This is a genomic window from Pantoea sp. X-Soil-TKNS-1207 (assembly GCF_059730485.1).
Genome location: NZ_AP035958.1, coordinates 2,736,448 through 2,756,799, shown reverse-complemented (window position 1 = coordinate 2,756,799; position 20,352 = coordinate 2,736,448). Strand labels below are relative to the sequence as shown.

General features: G+C 59.0%; 18 protein-coding genes. All 18 read left to right on the top strand.

Annotation, left to right across the window (positions count from 1 at the left end):
* The first annotated feature begins 7 nt into the window (after nt 1-7).
* The 18 genes from tssK to tssG all read left to right on the top strand — a co-directional run bounded on the left by tssK (nt 8) and on the right by tssG (nt 20,311).
* A complete protein-coding gene (tssK, locus tag AC6I8V_RS12960) occupies nt 8-1,348 on the top strand; it encodes a type VI secretion system baseplate subunit TssK (RefSeq protein WP_497842653.1) in 1,341 nt (446 codons plus the stop codon).
* A 16-nt stretch (nt 1,349-1,364) separates the two neighbouring features.
* A complete protein-coding gene (locus AC6I8V_RS12955; protein WP_497842652.1) occupies nt 1,365-2,606 on the top strand; it encodes a DotU family type VI secretion system protein in 1,242 nt (413 codons plus the stop codon).
* Nucleotides 2,607-2,609: 3 nt separating this feature from the next.
* Nucleotides 2,610-6,236: a type VI secretion system membrane subunit TssM gene (gene tssM, locus AC6I8V_RS12950; protein ID WP_497842651.1), complete on the top strand. Its 3,627-nt coding sequence runs from the start codon at nt 2,610-2,612 to the stop codon at nt 6,234-6,236.
* Between the two features lie 14 nt (nt 6,237-6,250).
* Nucleotides 6,251-6,964, top strand: coding sequence for a type VI secretion system-associated protein TagF (gene tagF / locus AC6I8V_RS12945; RefSeq protein WP_497842650.1), 714 nt, complete (start codon nt 6,251-6,253; stop codon nt 6,962-6,964).
* Between the two features lie 12 nt (nt 6,965-6,976).
* Nucleotides 6,977-7,990, top strand: a complete 1,014-nt coding sequence (gene tssA / locus AC6I8V_RS12940) for a type VI secretion system protein TssA (RefSeq protein WP_497842649.1) — start codon at nt 6,977-6,979, stop codon at nt 7,988-7,990.
* 72 nt (nt 7,991-8,062) lie between these two features.
* Nucleotides 8,063-8,596, top strand: coding sequence for a type VI secretion system contractile sheath small subunit (tssB, locus tag AC6I8V_RS12935; protein WP_497842648.1), 534 nt, complete (start codon nt 8,063-8,065; stop codon nt 8,594-8,596).
* A complete protein-coding gene (tssC, locus tag AC6I8V_RS12930) occupies nt 8,593-10,092 on the top strand; it encodes a type VI secretion system contractile sheath large subunit (RefSeq protein WP_497842647.1) in 1,500 nt (499 codons plus the stop codon). The genes tssB and tssC overlap by 4 nt, the downstream gene beginning before the upstream one ends.
* A gap of 186 nt (nt 10,093-10,278) precedes the next feature.
* Nucleotides 10,279-10,761 carry an Hcp family type VI secretion system effector gene (locus AC6I8V_RS12925; RefSeq protein WP_497842646.1) on the top strand — a complete coding sequence of 161 codons (483 nt, stop codon included), beginning with the start codon at nt 10,279-10,281 and terminating at the stop codon, nt 10,759-10,761.
* 63 nt (nt 10,762-10,824) lie between these two features.
* On the top strand, nt 10,825-11,064 hold the full coding sequence (locus AC6I8V_RS12920; RefSeq protein ID WP_497842645.1) for a peptidoglycan-binding domain-containing protein: 240 nt from the start codon (nt 10,825-10,827) through the stop codon (nt 11,062-11,064).
* A gap of 135 nt (nt 11,065-11,199) precedes the next feature.
* Nucleotides 11,200-11,442, top strand: coding sequence for a pesticin C-terminus-like muramidase (locus AC6I8V_RS12915; RefSeq protein WP_497842644.1), 243 nt, complete (start codon nt 11,200-11,202; stop codon nt 11,440-11,442).
* A gap of 276 nt (nt 11,443-11,718) precedes the next feature.
* Entirely contained in the window at nt 11,719-12,114 is a 396-nt protein-coding gene (locus AC6I8V_RS12910; protein WP_497842643.1) for a lysozyme inhibitor LprI family protein, read from the top strand.
* Nucleotides 12,115-12,376: 262 nt separating this feature from the next.
* Entirely contained in the window at nt 12,377-14,212 is a 1,836-nt protein-coding gene (tagH, locus tag AC6I8V_RS12905) for a type VI secretion system-associated FHA domain protein TagH (protein ID WP_497842642.1), read from the top strand.
* Nucleotides 14,209-15,000 (top strand): PP2C family protein-serine/threonine phosphatase, encoded by a 792-nt coding sequence (locus AC6I8V_RS12900; protein ID WP_497842641.1) that lies wholly within the window; start codon nt 14,209-14,211, stop codon nt 14,998-15,000. Before tagH ends, AC6I8V_RS12900 begins: the two co-directional genes overlap by 4 nt.
* A 10-nt stretch (nt 15,001-15,010) precedes the next feature.
* On the top strand, nt 15,011-15,979 hold the full coding sequence (locus AC6I8V_RS12895) for a hypothetical protein (protein ID WP_497842640.1): 969 nt from the start codon (nt 15,011-15,013) through the stop codon (nt 15,977-15,979).
* Between the two features lie 16 nt (nt 15,980-15,995).
* Nucleotides 15,996-16,823 (top strand): type VI secretion system accessory protein TagJ, encoded by an 828-nt coding sequence (locus AC6I8V_RS12890; RefSeq protein WP_497842639.1) that lies wholly within the window; start codon nt 15,996-15,998, stop codon nt 16,821-16,823.
* A complete protein-coding gene (gene tssE, locus AC6I8V_RS12885; protein WP_497842638.1) occupies nt 16,813-17,388 on the top strand; it encodes a type VI secretion system baseplate subunit TssE in 576 nt (191 codons plus the stop codon). Before AC6I8V_RS12890 ends, tssE begins: the two co-directional genes overlap by 11 nt.
* Before the next feature lie 2 nt (nt 17,389-17,390).
* Entirely contained in the window at nt 17,391-19,265 is a 1,875-nt protein-coding gene (gene tssF / locus AC6I8V_RS12880) for a type VI secretion system baseplate subunit TssF (protein WP_497842637.1), read from the top strand.
* On the top strand, nt 19,262-20,311 hold the full coding sequence (gene tssG, locus AC6I8V_RS12875; protein WP_497842636.1) for a type VI secretion system baseplate subunit TssG: 1,050 nt from the start codon (nt 19,262-19,264) through the stop codon (nt 20,309-20,311). The genes tssF and tssG overlap by 4 nt, the downstream gene beginning before the upstream one ends.
* The last annotated feature ends 41 nt before the right edge of the window (nt 20,312-20,352 follow it).

Here is a 20,352-nt window from a genome sequence, read left to right as displayed (position 1 = left end):
GATGAATATGAACAGAGCCGAAAAGGTGGTGTGGACGGAAGGCATGTTCCTGCGCCCTCATCATTTCCAGCAGTCGGAAAACTTTCTGCACAGTACCCTGCGCGAATGGGGCCAGTCTCAGCGCGCGTACAGCTGGGGTTTTTTTGACGTTGAGTTTGATGAAGCCTTGCTGCGTCAGGGCAAACTGGCGTTAAGCGCGGCCAGCGGCTGCCTGCCGGATGGCACCTTTTTCGCCTTCAGCCAGGCACAGCACGGCCCCGCACCACTGGATCTGCCCGACAATATCGATCGGACAAAAGTGGTGCTGGCGATCCCGGCGCGACGTAATGGCCGCGAGGCGGTGACCTTTCAGGATTCACCGGACTCGCTGGCGCGTTATCTCGCCTGGGAAACCGAGGTTGAGGATGACAATGCGCTGGCGGTCGGCGCAGCGACGGTGCAGTTCGGCAAATTGCGCCTGCGCCTGATGCTGGAGCAGGATCTCACCGCCGAATGGACGGCAATGGGCGTGGCGCGCGTGGTCGAAAAGCGCAGCGATAATCATATCCGCCTCGACAATGATTACATCCCGCCGATGCTCACCCTGACCGGCAGCCATGCGCTGCAAAGCATGATGAACGATTTGCACGGACTGATGCAGCAGCGCGTGCAGCAACTCAGCCAGCGCGCGCCCAACACCGGCCGCTTTAACAGCGCCGATATGGTCGATTTTATGCTGCTGGCGCTGCTCAATCGCCAGCTCGGTTTACATGCCCATTTGCAGCATCTGCCGCTGCTCCATCCCGAATCGCTCTACTGCCACTGGCTGAGCCTGGCGGCGGAGCTGAGTACCTGGACGCCGGCCCGCACGCCAGATGCCGCGCCGCTGTATGACCATGACGATCTGCATGGCTGCTTTACCCGGCTCACGCTGCAACTGCGCCAGGGGCTGTCGCAGGTGATGGAGGAGAGCGCCATCCAGCTGCCGCTGACTCAGCGTTCACATGGCCTGAATGTCGCGACCGTGCCCGACAGCAGCATGGTGCGCGAATTTGGCTTTGTGCTGGCGGTGAAAGCCAGCGTGCCAGCCGATGCATTGAAAACCCACTTCCCGGCGCAGATGAAGGTCGCGCCCGTCAGCAAAATCCGCGATCTGGTGCAGCTGCAATTGCCGGGTCTGGCGCTGCGGGCCATGCCGGGCGCGCCGCCACAAATTCCGTGGCATGCGGGGTACAGCTACTTTGAACTGGATAAGAACAGCGAGCTGTGGCAGGAGATGGAGCGCTCAGGTGCCTTTGCGCTGCACCTTGCCGGTGAGTTTCCTGGCCTGAATATGGAGTTCTGGGCCATTCGCAGTCAGTCAGAATAATCAAAACTGAGCACGCATGATGCAGCCACAACCGAAACCGAATAGCGAAGCCATCCAGCAGGACGTCAGCCGCCAGAATAGTCTGGTGGCGGCGGCGAATCCGCTGATCAACGCCATCCCACAGATCCGACATTCCGTTTCCCACGACGAGCCGGCGCGTCTGCGCCAGCAGCTGATCGATCAAATCCGTCGTTTTGAGCTGAGCTGCCAGCAATCCGGCCTTAGCTATGAAGTGATTATTGGCGCGCGTTACTGCCTGTGCACCGCGCTGGACGAGGCCGCGGCGCTGACGCCCTGGGGCAGCCGTGGCGTCTGGACCAGCAACGGCCTGCTGGTGACGTTCCACAACGAAACCTGGGGCGGCGAGAAGTTTTTCCAGCTGCTGGCGAAACTGTCGCAGAATCCACGTCAGCATATCCTGCTGCTGGAGCTGATCTATTTCTGCCTGCTGCTCGGTTTTGAAGGGCGCTACCGCGTGCTGGATAACGGCCGCTCGCAGCTGGAAACCATCAAACAGCGGTTGTTGCAGATGATCAAAGGGGTGCGCGGCAGCTATGCCCCGGCGCTGTCGATCCATCCCACCGATCAACCGGTGCTGCGCAAACTTTGGCGTCCGATGATCCCGCTGTGGGCCTGCGCTGCCGTGGCCGGGCTGGGCATCTGCATGTTCTACATCATCCTCAACTGGCGTCTGGGCGACTACACCACGCCGGTGCTGGCGAATATCTATCAGACCACGCTGCCGGAAATCGCCATCCGCAACCCGGCACCGCCACCGCCTGCGGCGCTCAATCTGAAAACCTTCCTCAAACCGGAAATTGATGCCGGGCTGGTCGCGGTGCGTGACGACGCCGACCAAAGCGTGGTGACGCTGAAAGGCGATGGGCTGTTCACTTCAGGGGCGACGACGGTACGCGGCCGCTATGAGACGGTGATCCAGCGGATTGCAGCGGCGATGAACAACGTTAGCGGCAAGATCCTGGTGATTGGTTACACCGATAACGTGCCGATCCGCAGCGCGCGTTTTGCGTCGAATTACGAACTCTCTCTGGCGCGCGCCCAGTCGGTGCAAACGTTGCTGCAACAGCAGCTGACGCAGCCGACCAGGGTGAAAGCGGAAGGGCGCGGCGAAAGCAATCCGCTGGTGCCGAACACCAGCGCCGCAAATCGTGCGCGCAATCGTCGCGTGGAGATTACGCTGCTGGTGGCGCCGGATGCGACGCACGCTGAACTCAACGGCCTGGCGAGAGGGAACTGATCCATGCTGAATATGCTTTTCGCGCTACTGACCAGTCGCCTTGCCTGGGGCTTTGTCGGTATCACCGCGTTGTCGTTCATTATCTGGGTGATTGGCCCGGTGTTTTCCATTGTGGATTCCCGGCCGCTGGAGCCGGAACAGAATCGCGCCATCAGCATCGCGTTGCTCTATCTGGTGTGGGGGCTGAGTCAGGCGATCCCGCGGCTGTATAACCTGTGGCTCAACCGTAAGCTGATGTCGAGCCTGGAAACCGGGCAGCCGGATGCCCCGCCGCAGGATCGCAAACGCCTCACCAATGAGGAACAGGTGCTGGCGAGTCGCTTTACCGAAGCGACAGATATGCTGAAAAAGGCGCACTTCCAGCGTCACAACGGCAAAGGAACCCCTTTCTGGGCGCAACGTTTTAGCCGTCAGTATCTCTATCAACTGCCGTGGTACATGATCATCGGCGCGCCGGGTGCCGGTAAAACCACGGCGCTGGTTAACTCCGGCCTGCAATTTCCGCTGGCCGACAAATTTGGTAAGGCGGCGCTGCGCGGCATTGGCGGAACACGCGACTGCGACTGGTGGTTTACCAACGAAGCGGTGCTGCTGGATACCGCCGGACGCTACACCACCCAGGAGAGCCAGCAGGAGCGCGATGCCAGCGAATGGCACCATTTCCTCGCGCTGCTGCGCAAATACCGTGGCCGCCAGCCGGTCAACGGCGTCATCGTCACTCTGAGCGTGGCGGACCTGCTGACGCAAACGCCGGAGGATCTGCGCGCTCAGGCGCTGGCCCTGCGTCAGCGGCTGATGGAGCTGCACGATCGCCTCGGGATTCGCTTCCCGGTGTATGTCCTGGTGACCAAAGCTGACCTGCTTAAAGGCTTCCGCAGCTACTTCGCCGGGCTGGATAAAGCGCAGCGCGAACAGATCTGGGGCTTTACCTTCCCCTGGGCGCAGGCGTCCACCGCCGATTTTGAATTCAGCAGCCAGTTTCAGCAGGAGTATTCCCTGCTGCAACAGCGTCTCGATGCCGGGCTGGCCGACACCCTGCTGGCGGAGAGCGATGCCCAGGCACGCGCCGAAAGTTATCTCTTTCCGCAGGAGTTTGCCGCCCTCCGGCCGTTGCTGGCGGATGCGCTCGAAACGCTATTTGCCCGATCTGATTTCGAAACCCAGTTCTCACCGCGCGGTATCTACTTTGCCAGCGGCACCCAGGAAGGGCTGCCGTTTGACCGCGTGATGGGCGAACTGACTCGCGCCCTGCATCTGCCAGGCCAGCGTGAAGGGGAGTCCGGCAGCTGGGACCAGGTGGCAAAAGACGCGCCGATCCCGCAGAACAAAGGACAGAGTTTCTTCCTGAAAGATGTGCTGGAAGACGTGGTGTTTCAGGAGTCCGGGCTGGCGGCCAGCAATCGCTGGTGGGAGCTGCGCAATCGCGCCAGCCTGTGGTTCGGCTATCTGGCGCTGCTGGTGATTGTGCTGATTGCCGGTGCGCTGTGGCTGACCAGCTACAGCAAAAACAAAGCCTATTTGCAGGAGATGGCAGCAAAAACGCCGCAGGTGGAAAAGATGGGTGCCGAGCTACAACGCAACGGCACCGGCGACCTGTTTGCGCTGGTGCCGTATCTCAACACCTTGCTGCATCTGCCTGAAAGCAAAGACTTTTCGTTGCAGGATCCGCCGCTGACGCGCCGTATGTGGTTGTACCGCGGCACTGAAGTGAGCGATGCCAGCCAGACGCTGTACAACAAAGCGTTGAAACAGCTGCTGCTGCCGCAGGTGGCGCAAAATATCACCCGCTGGCTGCGCAATGACAACGGCAGCGATGCCGACTACAGCTATGAGGCGCTGAAGGCATATCAGATGCTGTATCAGCCGAAGCATTATGACGGCAAATTCCTGCAAGCCTGGCTGATGCTGAATATCACGCGCGAGCTGCCGCAGAATGTTACCCAGGAAGAAGTAAAACAGCTGGCGTGGCATCTGCAACAGCTGCTGGAAACGCAAATTCAGTCCTCGCCTTACGCGAAGGATGATGCGCTGGTAAAGCGCGAGCAGGCGCTGATTAATCAGATGCCGCTATCACAGCGCGTTTACGGACGCCTGAAGCGTCTGCTGCAACGTGATGGCGCACTGCAACCGGTGACGCTGGCGGCATTGGGCGGTCCTCAGAGCGAACTGGTGTTCTCGCGCAAAAGCGGCAAATCGGTCAATGACGGGGTTTCTGGCCTGTTTACCCCGGACGGCTACTGGCAGCACGTCGATAAGCAGATCGCGCCGGTGACGCAGGCGTTGTATCAGGATGATAGCTGGGTGCTGGGGGAAACCCCGCAGCAGGAGAATAGCCAGCAGACCGATCTGGCGGTGCGTCAGCTGTATATGCAGGATTACATTCGTCAGTGGGAGCAGTTCCTCAGCGATATCCAGCTTAACAACAGCGCCGATCTCTCGCAGCGCATCAATACCGCGCGTCTGCTTTCCGGCAACCATTCGCCGCTGCGCCAGCTGGTGATCAACCTGAGCAAAATGCTGACGCTGACCCGGCCACAGACGGAGGGGCAGACGGCTCAGCAGCCGGCATCGTCCTCCGGCAACAGCGCCACCCGCACGCTGGAAGCGCTGTTTAGCGCCCCGCGCGCCAGTGCGGCGCAGGGCCAGAGCAATCCGGCACCGGAGCAGGTGGTGGCGGCGCACTTCGCCCCGATTATCGAGCTGGCGCAGCCGTTGCAGCAGGGCAGCAAGGTGCTGGCGGTGGACGACTTCCTGCATCAGATTGATGATCTCTATCGTTATCTCACCGCGGTGCAGGATGCGGCCAACAGCGGGATGCCGCCGCCCTCGGGCGATGCCATCAGCCGCGTGCAGGCCAGCGCGGGCCGCTTACCGGGTTCGTTGCAGAATATGGTCTCCAGCATGGCGGTGGGCGCCAGCAGTGATGCCCAGCGTCGCGATATGGATAACGTCCGCAAGCGTATCCAGATGGAGGTGGGCAGCTTCTGCCAGCAGGCGATCGCGGGCCGTTATCCGCTGGTGCGCAGCGGCCGCAGCGAAGTCACGCCGGATGATCTGGCCCGCATGTTCGCACCCGGCAGCGGCCTGATGGACAGCTTCTTCCGCGCTAATCTCGCCAGCAAAGTGGATACCACCCATGCGGCCTGGCGCTTTACGCCGGGCATTGATGGCAAAACGTTGCCGGGTGGTGAAGCGCTGCTGCGCCCGTTCCAGCAGGCGCAGTCAATTCGTGATGCTTTCTTCGCCAATGGCGCGACCACGCCTGGCTTCCGCGTGACGCTGCGCACGGTAAAAATGGATAACGATATCCTCAACCTGACGCTGGATGTGGACGGTCAGATCCTGCGCTACAGCCACGGCCCGCAGGCGGTGCAGATGGTCAGCTGGCCCGGCCCCGGCGGCACCAGCCAGGTACGTATGCAGCTCGGTTTAACCAACGGCACCACCTCAACGCTGGTCACCAGCGGCCCCTGGGCATTGAATCGCTTTTTCGACCGAGCCAGACAGACGGCGGCGGATGGCCTGACGCGCGAGGCCAGCTTTAACGTTGAAGGCCATCAGGTCACGCTGTCGTTTACGCCTGGCAGCATTCGCAATCCGTTCCAGCTTCCCGGCTTTAGCTGCCCCTGAATCGGAGCCTTACGATGACGCATTACGCAGCACCCGGCTGGTACGGCAAACTGCCTAATTCGGGTGATTTTGTTAAGCGACGCTTTCCCGACACCCTGCTACGGCAATGGTCAAACTGGTTTCAGGTGGGTTTACACCACTGGCAAACCAGCGCAGACGGGGACAAGGCGCCGTCGCGCACCTTTCTCAGCGCACCGGTATGGAATTTTGTCGTGCCGCCGATGCTCGGCAGCCAGCTGATCCAGATGGGCAGCCTGACCGCCTCGCGCGACAGCGTCGGACGCCACTATCCGCTGTGCGCGCTACGCCACTTCACCCCGGCGGAGTGGTCGCCTTCGTTGCTGGCGCGTTCCGGCGACTGGTATCAGCAGGTGGGCAATACCCTGCTGCGGGTGGTGCAGGGGGGCAGCACGCCGGATCAGCTGGATCAGGCGCTGCTCAGCATTCCGCAGCCCCAGCAGCAGGAGGAGCGCGAGCCATCGGACATTCTCGATATTCTCGGCGACGGCGGCAGCGTGTCGACCCTCAGCTGGCAGCTGCCTGCCGACAGCTTCGATCCTCAGTTTTACACCAGTTTCTGGTGGACCAATCAGAGCGACGGTTTCCCGCTGTACACCCATGTGCATAGCGGCAACTTTACCGCCCAGCTGTTTTCGCTGCTGTTTGATCCCGCCGGTGGTGCAAAACCCGGACGAAACGGACTTTATCCCCCCATGTTTGAATCCTGAGGCGTAAACCGCATGACTATCAATCTTGAGGCGCTACTGGCGCCAGTCAGTAATGACGATCCCTGCGGCGATAACCTGGAATACCACGCTGATTTCCAGGCGATGGAGCAGGCCTGTGCCGGTAAAGCCGAGCAGCAGTTTGGCGACACCATCATCCCGGCGGAACCGGCTGACTGGAACAAGGTAGAAAAGCTGGCTACCGAGCTGCTGGGTCGCAGCAAGGATCTGCGCGTGATGCTGGCGCTGACCCACGCCTGGGCCAATCTCGGCGGCCTGCCGGGCTATGCCGAGGGGCTAAAGCTGATTGAACAGGCGCTGCTGTTGTACTGGGAACCGCTGTGGCCGCGTCTCGAGGAGCAGGGCGAATCAGATCCGTTTTATCGCATCAATGCGCTGGCGCTGCTGAGCGATCACTCGTCGCTGACGGCGGCGGTACGACAGGCGTGGCTGCTGCGCTACGCCTCTGATGGCATCACCCTGCGCGATGCGGCGGCGCTGTGCGACGGCAGCAAAACTGAAGTGGCTGACTATCCCGGCGGCCTGACGCGTCTGACGGATGAACTGGCGCAGGAGGGACAACCCGCCGCCGAAGCGGTGTTGCAGATTCATCAACGATTGCAAACCATTCGGGAAATTCTGGCCGAACGGCTGGGTGAGAGCGCCGTGCCCGATATGGCGCAATTACAAAAAAGCGTCGCGCTGCTGGTCAGCCATAGTCAGCCTGCCGAGACGAGTACGTTGCAACCGGACATCGACAGCGCTGCGTCGGGTGATGACGCCGCCCCTGCCGCAGCGGTGCGCAGCGCCCCCGACTGGCGCAGTGCGCAGCTCGGCACACGCGCCGATGCGCAACTGATGCTGGAAAAGGTCAAGCAGTACTTCGCACAGCATGAACCCAGCCATCCGGCGCCGTTACTGATTGGCCGCGTTCAGCGACTGATCGAACTCGACTTTATGGACATCATCCGTGACCTGGCGCCGGATGGCGTACATCAGCTGGAAAACATCTTCGGACGCCGTGACTAGCGCCGCGTTCACCTCATCATCACGCAGTGAGACCTGCGCGCCTCTATCCGCGCATCATTTATGGAGAAAACCATGGCCACAATGAAATCCAGTGGGCAGAAATTTATTGCCCGCAATCGCGCGCCCCGCGTTCAGATCGAATATGACGTGGAGATCTACGGCGCGGAACGCAAAATTCAGTTGCCGTTTGTGATGGGCGTCCTGGCGGATCTTGCCGGTAAGCCACTGGAGCCGCAGGCTGCCGTGGATGATCGTAAATTTCTTGAGATCGATATTGATAACTTCGACGAGCGCATGAAGGCGCTGAAGCCGCGCGCGGCGTTCCAGGTGGAAAACACCCTGAGCGGCGAGGGCAAACTCAATATCGATCTGACGTTTGAAAGCATGGAGGACTTTTCGCCGGATGCGATTGCCCGCAACGTCGAGCCGCTGAACACACTGCTGGAAGCGCGCATCCAGCTCGCCAATCTGCTGACCTATATGGATGGCAAAAATGGTGCGGAAGAACTGATCGGCAAAATTCTGCATGATCCGACGCTGTTGCAGGCGTTAACCCATCTGCCGAAGCAGGCCGACGCGACCGAAGGCCAGGAGGAACAGGAATGAGCCAGAGTTCAGAACAGCAACAGCTGGCGGGCGGCGCCAGCTTTAGCCAGGATGAGTTCAGCGCGCTGCTGAGCAAAGAGTTTCGTCCCAAGAACGATCAGGCGCGCGCAGCGGTGGAAAACGCGGTGAAAACTCTGGCGCAACAGGCGCTGGAAAACAGCGTGACCGTCTCCAACGATTCCTACCGCACCATTCAGGCGCTGATTGCGGAAATTGACGAGAAATTATCCCAGCAGGTTAATCAGATTATTCATCACGATGACTTCCAGAAACTGGAAAGCGCATGGCGTGGCCTGAGTTATCTGGTGAACAACTCTGAAACCGATGAGATGCTGAAAATCCGTTTTATGAGCATCTCCAAACAGGAACTTGGCCGCACCCTGAAGCGCTACAAAGGGGTTGGCTGGGATCGCAGCCCGCTGTTTAAGAAGATTTACGAGCAGGAATATGGCCAGTTCGGTGGCGAGCCGTTTGGCTGCCTGGTGGGGGATTACTACTTCGATCACGGTCCGCAGGATGTGGAGCTGCTGGGTGAAATGGCGCGCATCGGCGCGGCGGCGCACTGTCCGTTTATCACCGGTGCCGCGCCGGGCGTGATGCAGATGGAATCCTGGCAGGAACTGGCGAATCCGCGCGATCTGACCAAAATCTTCCAGAACACCGAATATGCCGCCTGGCGCAGCCTGCGTGAATCGGAAGATGCGCGTTACCTCGGCCTGGTGATGCCACGTTTCCTGTCGCGTCTGCCCTACGGTATCCGCACCAATCCGGTGGACAGTTATGATTTTGAAGAACAGACCGACGGTTCCGATCATAACAACTACGCCTGGAGCAATGCCGCGTATGCGATGGCGGCCAATATCAACCGTTCGTTCAAAGAGTACGGCTGGTGTACGTCCATCCGGGGCGTGGAATCGGGCGGGGCGGTAGAAAATCTGCCATGCCATACCTTCCCGAGCGATGACGGCGGCGTGGATATGAAATGTCCGACCGAGATTGCCATCAGCGATCGTCGAGAAGCGGAACTGGCGAAAAACGGATTTATGCCGCTGGTGCACCGTAAAAACTCCGACTTCGCCGCCTTTATTGGCGCGCAGTCGTTGCAGAAACCGGCGGAATACCACGACGCCGATGCCACCGCCAACGCGCGTCTGGCGGCCCGCCTGCCGTATCTGTTTGCCTGCTGCCGTTTTGCCCATTATCTGAAGTGCATTGTGCGCGACAAAATCGGTTCCTTCCGCGAGCGCGATGAGATGGAACGCTGGCTGAATGATTGGGTGATGAACTACGTAGACGGCGACCCGGCCAACTCGTCACAGGAAACCAAATCACGCAAACCGCTGGCAGCGGCAGAAGTGAACGTGGAGGAGCAGGAGGATAATCCGGGCTACTACGCGGCAAAATTCTTCCTGCGTCCGCACTACCAGCTGGAAGGCCTGACTGTTTCACTGCGTCTGGTCTCGAAACTGCCGTCACTGAAGTCGAAAGATAATTGATGGTTGAAATCTTCCTGAATAACGCACGCCTGTCAGGGCGTGCACCCCTCTGAATAACCATGTAGCAACTATTCAGAAACCGAGGCAGAGGTAAAATATGGACTGTTTTATTCAGCCCCATGCTTTCCTGTTTGCCATAACGATGCTTATCAGAGCAGAACGTAAATCAAGCAAGAGAAGATAATTATGGCTATTGATATGTTTTTAAAAGCTGATGGTGTGACGGGTGAGTCCAAGGATTCAAACCACACCGGTTGGACGGATATTACCTCTTTTACCTGGGGCGCAACCCAGCCAGGTAATATGGCTGTGGGTGGTGGCGGCGGTGCAGGTAAAGTGAATTTCAACGATCTGCAAATTAATGCGTTAATTGATAAATCCACTACGGCTATTTTAAAAGCCTGTGCCAGCGGCAAACATCTGACGAAAGTTGAAGTATCCGTGTGTAAGGCAGGCGGCCAGCAGGTGGAATACACCCGTATCACCCTGGAAGATGTACTGGTGACTTCAGTGCAGTACACCGGTTCTGATAACGGTGATACCGTGGGGGTGACTTACTCCTTCCAGGCAGCGCAGGTGAAACAGCAATACTGGGAGCAAAGTTCTTCTGGTGGTAAAGGCGCAGAAAGCAGTGCCGGATGGAATATTAAAGAAAATAAAGAGGCTTAATTAGCTCTCCGGGAGACACCTTGCGTCTCCCGGTTTAATTTTTATCAGGATAAGGATGTGCTCATGAAAATTTATCATTCAGTAGATATTCAGGGTGTTAATAATTCTCAGGATGTTAAGATTTTTCAAAATCTGCTGAATAAGAAGTTTTCAGCCAAATTGAGTGAAAATGGGGTTTGTGGGCCGAAAACAATCCATTATATCCTTCATCTGCAAAAGCAATTTATGGCAAAACCCGATGGGGTTGTGGATGTTAACGGTAAAACTTTCCGCACCTTAGCGGCTGAAGATTCACGAAATTGAACCCCGGCACCGGCCGTTGTTCCCGTTGAGCCGCAAAAATATGAAAATGTCGCTGGTGTATTAAAAGTTAAATTTGGCCAGGTAACTTTTGATGCGGAAGGTAACGATATTAAAGGCAGCGCATTTTTTAGCCGCATGATCCACTGGCCACCGACTGCATTATCTGGTGTTACTATCGGTCAGGGATATGATATTGGCAGCAGGAAAGAAGCAGATAGCTATAAGGATCTTACCAGTGTAGGTGTGCCTGACAGCCAGGCAAGAATGATTGCCTCCGGATCCGGTTTAAAAGGGGGTCAGGCAAAGATATTTGTCGATAAAAATAGAAATGCCATTGGTGAAATCAGTCATGCCATGCAAAAAATCTGTTTGAGTTGATCTATCCCGGTTATATACAGCGTGCAGCGAATAATTACCGTAACTGGACATCCTCCTTTAATGATGCGGTTGAATGGAATCAGCTTAAACCGGCGATCAGAGATGTGTTGGTCGATTTTGTGTATCAGGGCTTTACGAAGGGAGCCAGCCCGATGAAAGCAGGTATGCACAATGACGTGAACGAGCTGATCACCTATATACAAAAAGTTCGGTTATGCAATCTTATGAGAAAGGACGCCAGCGCGTTCAGTACCTCAAGCAAAAAGGATAAGCTAAATGAAAAAGATTGTACTCCTGGCGATGGTCGCATCTTTGTATCAGGTTTCAGCATTCGCTAAAGATGACTGTAATAACGCAACCAGCGACGCAGAAATCAATGCCTGTTATAAATCCTCTAAAGCTGACGCTGAGAAACAATTGAATCAGGAATATGGAAATGCAAAGAAAAGAATCGATGCTGAGTATTCCGCCTCACCAGCAGATTTGCAAAGCTACACGTCAATGTTAACAGACTCTCAGCGTGGTTGGCTGAAGTATCGTGATGGTCAATGTAATCTTGAGTCTTTTATGGCTGAGAAAGGAACCATTACTCACGATACGCTTACAGATAAATGTGTCGCCAGAATCGATTTGGAACGTGTGGAACAGCTGAAAACTATTCCTTATGAATAATCATTTCTAAGTTGTTTCTTGTTACTGGCCCTTTTATTTGGGGCCATCGTTTGCGTAAATAAATCTCTTCTGGCCACTTTCTTTTTTCTTGTGACTATCTCATTGCTGTTTACCTTGTAAATGCACGCATTCCGTAGCGGCGCGATTTATTGCGCGGCTTTAAACAGCGAATCAATCCTCCGAAAAGAGCGCGATAAATCGCGTCGCTACCAGTCATAAAAACGCTTCCTCTAATACGAACCGCTAACCGCAGGAACCCGTTATGCGCTTTACGATAATAACGACTAAACCCGGCCACCAGCCGCCCCATACCTTATTTGATTTCCTTCCCCCCGGCGGCACCATTGGTCGCGGTGTCGATAATAATCTGGTGCTGCCCGATGATGATCGCACCATTTCCCGTTTGCAGGCGATTGTGCATATTACCGCGGATGGCGAATGCCGCCTGACCAATCGCGGCAATGTGACGCGCGTGCTGCTGAACGATATTCCGCTGGAACGTGGACGGCAGGTGGAATTACAGGATGGCGATATTCTTGGTATTGATGACTATCAGCTGCTGGTTAACGATATCCATGCGACTCATGCCGCGCAGCCGACGCAGCCGACGCAGCCGACGCAGCCGACGCAGCCGACGCAGCCGACGCTGCTGACGGCCAAACCCACCACGATCGTTGCTGAAGCGCCGGTTGCTGCGGCCAGCAGCACGGCGGCGATCCCGAGTGAAATCTGGGACAGTCTGGCGAAAGAGTTCTCCATCTCCGACGACCTTTCAAAGCGCAACAAACCTGCACCCGAACTGCCGGAAGCACATCCGTTAACCGCACCGGCGGCGGTGGATCGCAACCCGGAAGATCCGCTGGCGCAGCTGATGAGCAGTGCGCCGCTGGATATCGGCCAGCAGCCGAAAAATACCAGCCTGTTTGATCATGACGACGCGCTGTTCGCCCAGGAAAGCATCTTTGACGACCGGACGCCGAGCACGCTGCCAGGACAGAACGGCGCGCCCGTGCCGCCGCATAGCGAAACCACACCGCCGGAGCTGGACCCGCTCAGCCTGTTTGGCAGCCAGAACACACCGGACCCACGTCATCATGACGATCCACTCGGTCTGATGATGGGGGGCGCCATCCCGCTGGCACAGCCGGAGATCCCGCCGCGCGAACCGCCGCCGTCGGAGACGCCAGCCGAACCGAAACCCGGCGCACAGACGCCTGAGGTCGATCTGGCCGATCTGAGCCGCTCACCGTTATTTGACGAGACCGCAACCGCAGCGACTGCCGGGCCAGCGCTTCCCGAGGAAGACGAGCCAGACCAGCCAGCCACCAGCCAGCCTCCGCTGGAGTATGGCGGCATTACGCTGCCGACGCCGCAGGCCGTGCAGCGCACGCCGTCACCGACCCCCAAAGGACGGCTGCGCATTGATCCGGTCGCTTCCAGCAGCCAAAGCGGTGGCGCGGCGCAAAGCAGTGGCGACGCGTTAAAAGGCGAATTGCTTGATGCGCTGCTGGAAGGCATGGGTTTACAGGATCTCCAGCCGACACCGCAGTTCGATCGCGATCAGATGCGTCAGTTCGGCCAGATGCTCAGTATGTTCTCGCAGGGCACGGTGGCGCTGCTTTCGTCGCGTTCGATTCTGAAGCGTGGGGTGAAAGCGGATATGACGGTGATCCTCGACGATGCCAACAACCCCTTCAAACTGTTGCCATCGGGCAAAACCGTGCTGATGCAGATGTTCGGCAGCCGGATGCCCGGCTTTATGCCGCCCCGTCAGGCGGTGCGCGATGCGTTAATCGATTTGCAGGCGCATCAGCTGGGGATGATTGCCGGTATCCGCGCCATCATCGCCTCGATGCTGCAATCCTTTAACCCGGATCAACTGGAGGAGGAAGCCCGTCAGGCGGGATCGGTCTCGCGTCTTGGCCTGCCAGGCAGCCGTAAAGCGGCGTTGTGGGAACACTTTGTTGAGCGCTACGGCGAAACCGCCGGAGAGATTGAAGACGACTTTCATACCCTGTTTGGTGAAGCCTTTCTGCACGCCTACGACATGGAAGTTAATCAGTACAAAGACTCACAAACCCACACGGATGAGACATGAATATCACTATTGCTTCCACGTCTAATCAGGGCGATCGCGCCAGCAATCAGGATCAAACCGGTGAGATCATCGGCCAGCGTTCCGCCTGCTTTGTGGTGTGTGACGGCGTCGCGGGTTTCCCCGGCGGCGATGTGGCGGCCGACATCGCCCGCAACAGCCTGATGGGTGCCTTTAACGGTGATGCGCATCTTAATGCGCAGGCGATCCGTGACTACGTCAACCACGCCAATTACGCCATTCGTCAGCAGCAGAAAACCCGCAGCGAGCACAGCCGTATGGGCACCACGCTGGTCAGCCTGTTTATCGACCGTGATTACAAGCTAGCCTACTGGGCGCACGCCGGTGACAGCCGCCTCTACTTATTTCGCCGTGGTTATCTCTACCACGTCACCACCGATCACAGCCTGGTGCAGCAGATGAAAGATGCCGGGCACCAGACCGAGGGCATCAACACCAATCTGCTCTATTTTGCCCTCGGCATGGGGGATGAGCAGCGCGATGCCAGCTACAGCGACGTGGTGGAGATGGAAGACGGTGACGCCTTTCTGCTGTGCACCGATGGTTTCTGGCATGGCGTCACGCTGGAACAGATGCAGCAATCCCTGCACATGGTGAACACGCCGGAAGAGTGGCTGACGCTGATGCAGCAAATCATTAAAAACGACCAGCCGGAAAGCGGTCAGCAGGACAACTTCAGTGCGCTGGCCGTGTGGGTTGGTTCACCACAAGACACCACCTTACTGCACTCGCTGTCCGACGCGGCGCAGTTTTTCCCTCTTCGCGATTGAGAACGCCAACATGAAATATGGATTACTGGGTCTGGCTGCGCTGCTGCTGAGTACACACGCCTTTGCAGAGAACTACCGCATTGTTCAGTCCCCGGCACAGAAACTGGATATCTGGATTGATGACGTAAAAGATAATCAGCTGGCGAGCTGGTGTAAGAAGAGTGTGGATCTGCGCATTGTTACCAAAGGTGAAAAAGATGCTGCGGTGCTGGCGGGGTTTCTGCCACGCGTGGCCGGGCTGATGGCCTCGCAGTGTAAGCCGTTGCAGCAGCTGCACTGGCAGCTGAACGATGATCAGGGCAACCGGCTGGCGCAGGGGATCGCCGCACGGACAGAGGCGTGGAAGCCGGTCATCGATCAGCCGCCCGCGCCTGCGGTCGCACCCGCCGCCGCACCCGCCGCGCCGCAATTAAATTCGCCGCCCGCCGATACCACGCCGTGGCAGCAGTTCAGCCTGCTGGAGGGTTGCCGCTTCCGTACCTGGTGGCAGCAACCGGCGCAGTCCAGCGCCATCTTCGTCCCGGCGAAACAGGGTTTACGCTGCGCTCAGGATGGCTGGCTGAGTGGCAGCAGTACCCTGACGCAAATGGGTTCCGGCGCGGCAACCTCCGTCGCTGTCACCTTCCTGCAAGGCTTCCCGGTTGCCGGGCTGAACCACAGCCTGCCGAGCAGCGAGCTGAACATTGTCACGGTCAACCGTGAACGCATGGTGCTGAGCGATGAGAAATCGCCAGATAGCTGGCTGGTGCTGCCGTTCAGCCCGCAGTTCAACGGCTGGCAGGCAGCGGATCAGGTGGTGGTAAAAATGGCCGCCAGCGCTGCGGGCGATGAAAGCGCGCTGCGTGCCCGCTTGCAGGAGGTGCGCAAGGTCTGGTCGCCGTGGCTGAACAGCGCCTCGCCGCTGAAAGTGCAGCTGGTTGATCAACTGCATCCCGAACTGAAAGATCCCGCCGCCGCCGTTTACCGCACCCTTAACTAACGCAACAGGAGCCTGCATGGACTCGTTACAACAACGCCTGGCTTCCGCGTCACTGGCCGACAATCTCACCCGCATCACCGCACAGATCAAGGCCAGTCCGACCAATGCCGATTTACGTGCCGCCTTTGTCCAGCTGCTGTGTCTGGCCGGTAACTGGAGCCGGGCGCAAACCCAGCTGCAATCCTGGCTGGCGTTAGCCCCGCAGGCACAGCCGACCGTCACGCTGCTGCAACAGGCGATTGCCGGTGAGCAACAGCGTGACGCCATGCTGCGTGGCGAGGCGCAGCCGCAGCTGCCGGGCAGCGCCTGGATGTGGTGCGAAACGCTGCTGGCGGCGTTGCAGGCCGAGGTGGCGGGCGATGAAGCACGCGGCGAAGCGCTGCGTCAGCAGGCGCTGGAACAGGCCGCGGCCAATCCCGGCACGCTGGAACAGCAGGCGCAGCAGGCGGACTTTGCCTGGCTGATGGATGGCGACAGCCGCTTTGGCCCGGTGTGTGAAGTCATCGTTAACGGTCACTATTACTGGGTGCCGTTTGCCGCCATCCGTGAGATGCAGTTTCAGCCACCGGCCAGCGTCACCGACCTGGTCTGGCGCCATACGCGGGTCGCGCTGGTGGATGGCAGCGAGCAGGTGTGCCAGATCCCGGCGCGCTATCCCCTGACGGCAACCGCCAGTGAACCGCTGCTGCGCGCCAGCGTTACCGAATGGCAGCCGCTGGGCAGCGCTGACAGCCAGTTTATCGGCCACGGCCAGAAAGTCTGGTTGAGCGACAGCGCCGACTATCCGTTGCTGGCGCTGCAATGCCTGACGTTCAGCGACAGCGGGCCGTCTTATGAGTCGTGATCCCCGCGCGCAGCCTGACGGCTATACCCAGCTGCATGGCGGCTATCGTGCGCGTAAAAACCGCGACACGCTGACCGCCCGCGACAGGATGCAGTTATCGCTGCTGGATCGTCTGACCGACAACGCCCCGGACAAACGCAGCGAGCCAGCCAACAGTATGCTGGCGACGCAAAGTACGCTGCGTCGCCATGTGCTGCGCGATTTGCAGTGGCTGTTTAACACCATCAACAACGAAGCCCAGCAGGATCTCAGCGTGTTTAGCGAGGTGCAGCGTTCGGTGTGGAATTTCGGCGTCGCTCCGCTGGCCGGGCAGAATATGTCCGATATCGAATGGCAGGATATCCAGCGCAAAATGACCGACGCCATTCTGCACTTCGAACCGCGCATCCTGCCGCAGGGGTTGCAGGTGCGCTGCGTCAGCGACCTGACCGCGCTCGACCTGCACAACGTGCTGTCAATTGAGATCAAAGGCCGCCTGTGGTGCGTGCCATATCCGCTGGAGTTTCTGTTCCGCACTCAGATCGATCTGGAGAGCGGTCATTTCGAACTACAGGATGCGGGGTAAGCATGGACAGTAAACTGCTCGACTACTACAACCGCGAACTCGCCTACCTGCGCGAGATGGGCGCGGAATTTGCTGAACGCTACCCCAAGGTGGCCGGGCGGCTGGGGATGCGCGGCATGGATATCGCCGATCCCTACGTTGAACGGCTGATGGAAGGCTTCGCGTTTCTCACATCGCGCGTGCAGCTGAAAATGGATGCCGAATTCCCGCGCTTTTCCCAGCGGCTGCTGGAGATGATTGCGCCGGGGTATCTGGCGCCGACGCCGTCGATGGCGATCGCCCAGCTGACGCCGGACAGCCGCAAAGGGGATATCAGCAACGGCTTTCTGGTGCCGCGCGGCACCATGATGGAGAGCCAGAGCCTGAAAAAAACCGGCGTCACCTGTAGCTACAGCACCGCGCATGACGTGATGCTGCAACCACTGCGCATCAGCGACGTGCAGCTTGGCGGCGTACCGGGGGACATCCCGCTGGGCGAGCTGAAGCTAAGTGGCCCCGGTGCCACCAGCGCGCTGCGGGTGCGCATTGAGTGCGAGGGGCTGACCTCCCTCAGCCAGCTGAATCTGGACGATCTGCTGCTCTACCTCAGCGGGCCGGATATCGAGGCACTCCGGTTGCTGGAGCTGCTGATGGAGCACCGCGTGGGCCTGCTGCTGCAATCGGTGGAGCCGCAGCCGCTGCGCCAGGTTCTGAGCGATGACGCCCTGCAACAGGAAGGCTTTGCGCCTGAGCAGGCGTTATTGTCGGACGATCTGCGCAACTTCGATGGTTATCGGCTGTTGCAGGAATATTTTGCCTTCCCGGCGCGTTTTCAGTTTATCAGTCTGCACCAGCTGGCCGCCTTCCTGCGCCGTTGTGACACAGCGCAGGCCTTTGACATCATCATCCTGCTGGATAAAGCCGACGCCGGGCTGGAAAGCGTGGTCGATCGCAGCCATCTGGCGCTGCACTGTACGCCGGTGATTAATCTGTTCCCGAAAACCGCCGAACGGCTGAAGGTCAGCGACAGCCAGCACGAATATCATCTGGTGGTCGATAACATCCGTCCGCTGGACTACGAAGTGCATTCGGTGCAGCGGCTGTTCGCCACGGTGGAGGGCCGCCGTGAGGAGCAGGTCTTCCGTCCGTTCTGGAGCACCTTCAGCCCGGACAATGGCGATTACGGTGCCTATTTCTCGCTGCGCCGCGAGCAGCGCACCCTGTCGGAACATGCCCAGCGCTATGGCACCCGTACCGGTTATATCGGCTCCGAAGTGTTCCTCTCGCTGGTGGATGAACACCACACGCCATGGCACGAAGAGATGCGCTACCTGTCGGCGGAGGTGATGTGCACCAGCCGCGATCTGCCGCTGATGCTGCTGCAACAGGATCAGGGCAATTTCGTGATGCCGGATTCGATTCCCGTCAGCCAGCTGACGCTGTGCAAAGGGCCGACGCCGCCGCGTCCGGCGCTGGCCGAAGGGCTGGCGTCATGGCGACTGATTAGCCATCTGCAAATGAACTATCTCAGCCTGATGGATAGCGCTGACGGGGAGGGCGCGGAGGCGCTGCGCCAGTTGCTGAGCCTGTACGCCAATCTGGCGGAAGCGCCGGTCGCGCGGCAGATCGAAGGTATCCGCCACTGCCAGCTGACAGCGGTACATCGTCGCGTGCCTGAGCCAGGGCCGGTGGTGTTCGGGCGCGGCGTGAGCATCGCGCTGGAGGTGGATGAGCAGGTGTTCTCAGGTGCCAGCCCGTGGCTGTTTGGCAGCGTGCTGGAACGCGTCTTCTCGCGGCTGGTGGCGCTGAACAGCTTCACCGAATTCACCCTGAGCAGCCAGCAGCGCGGCGAAATCGGCTACTGGCCGCCGCGCATGGGCAAAAAGGCGCTGCTATGAGTGACGTCGCCCGGATCATTTCTCTGCCGCGCGCCAGCCGGTTGCCGGACGATTTCTGGCAGCGGGTGATGGCCGCGCCCTGGCGGTACGATCTGTTTCAGCTGCTGCGTCGGCTCAATGCGCAAAGCGGCCAGCGTTATGCGCTGGGCCGTGCGCCTCTGCCGAAGTTTGAAACGGTGCGTATCGGCCAGACGCCATCGTTAGCCTTTGCCCCGGCCACGGTGGCAAAGGTGAATACGCGCGAGCAGGACGACCGCCATGAGATCGCCATCTACAGTTTTGGCCTGTTTGGCCCCAACGGCGCGCTGCCGATCCACCTCACCGAGTATGTGCGTGATCGCATCGACCATCATCAGGACCACAGCCTCTCGGCCTTTACCGACCTGTTTCACCATCGCGCCACGCTGTTGTTCTATCGCGCCTGGGCAGATGCGCAGCCTACCGCGTCGCTGGATCGCCATGATGACCGGCGTTTTCAGGACTATCTGGCCTGTCTGGCCGGGATCGGTCTGCCCGCTCAGCAGCAGGCCAGCTCGCTCAGCCTGCACGCCCGACTGATGCTGGTGGGCCATCTCAGCCGTCATGGACACGATGCGCAGGGTCTGGTGCGTATTCTGCGCCACTACTTTGGCGTGCCGGTGGCGCTGGAACAGAACGTGCCGCAGTGGCTGACGCTGGATAGCCGCGATCAGGCGCGTCTCGGCGCCGGACGACGTATGCCGCGCCTTGGAGAGTCCGCCTTTCTTGGGGTGGTGGTGCGTGATGTCCAGCACCGCTTCCGCCTGCGTTTTGGGCCGCTGAGCGCTGAACAATACGCGCATTTCCTGCCGGACGGCCAGGGCGCGCGCGAAGTGCGCGACTGGGTGCGTCACTACCTTGGGATTGAAATGGCGTGGGAACTCAGCCTGATCCTCGCCGCCAGCGCGGTGCAGGGCGTGACCTTAGGCGGCAGCGCCCGTCTGGGCTACACCAGCTGGCTGGGGCAGCCCGCGCAGCCGATCGATCGCGAAGATTTTGTCTATGAGGTTGAGGCCGCTCCGCTGTAGCCCAATCGCTTTTCCCGTCCCATAGCTGCTTCTTCTATTAC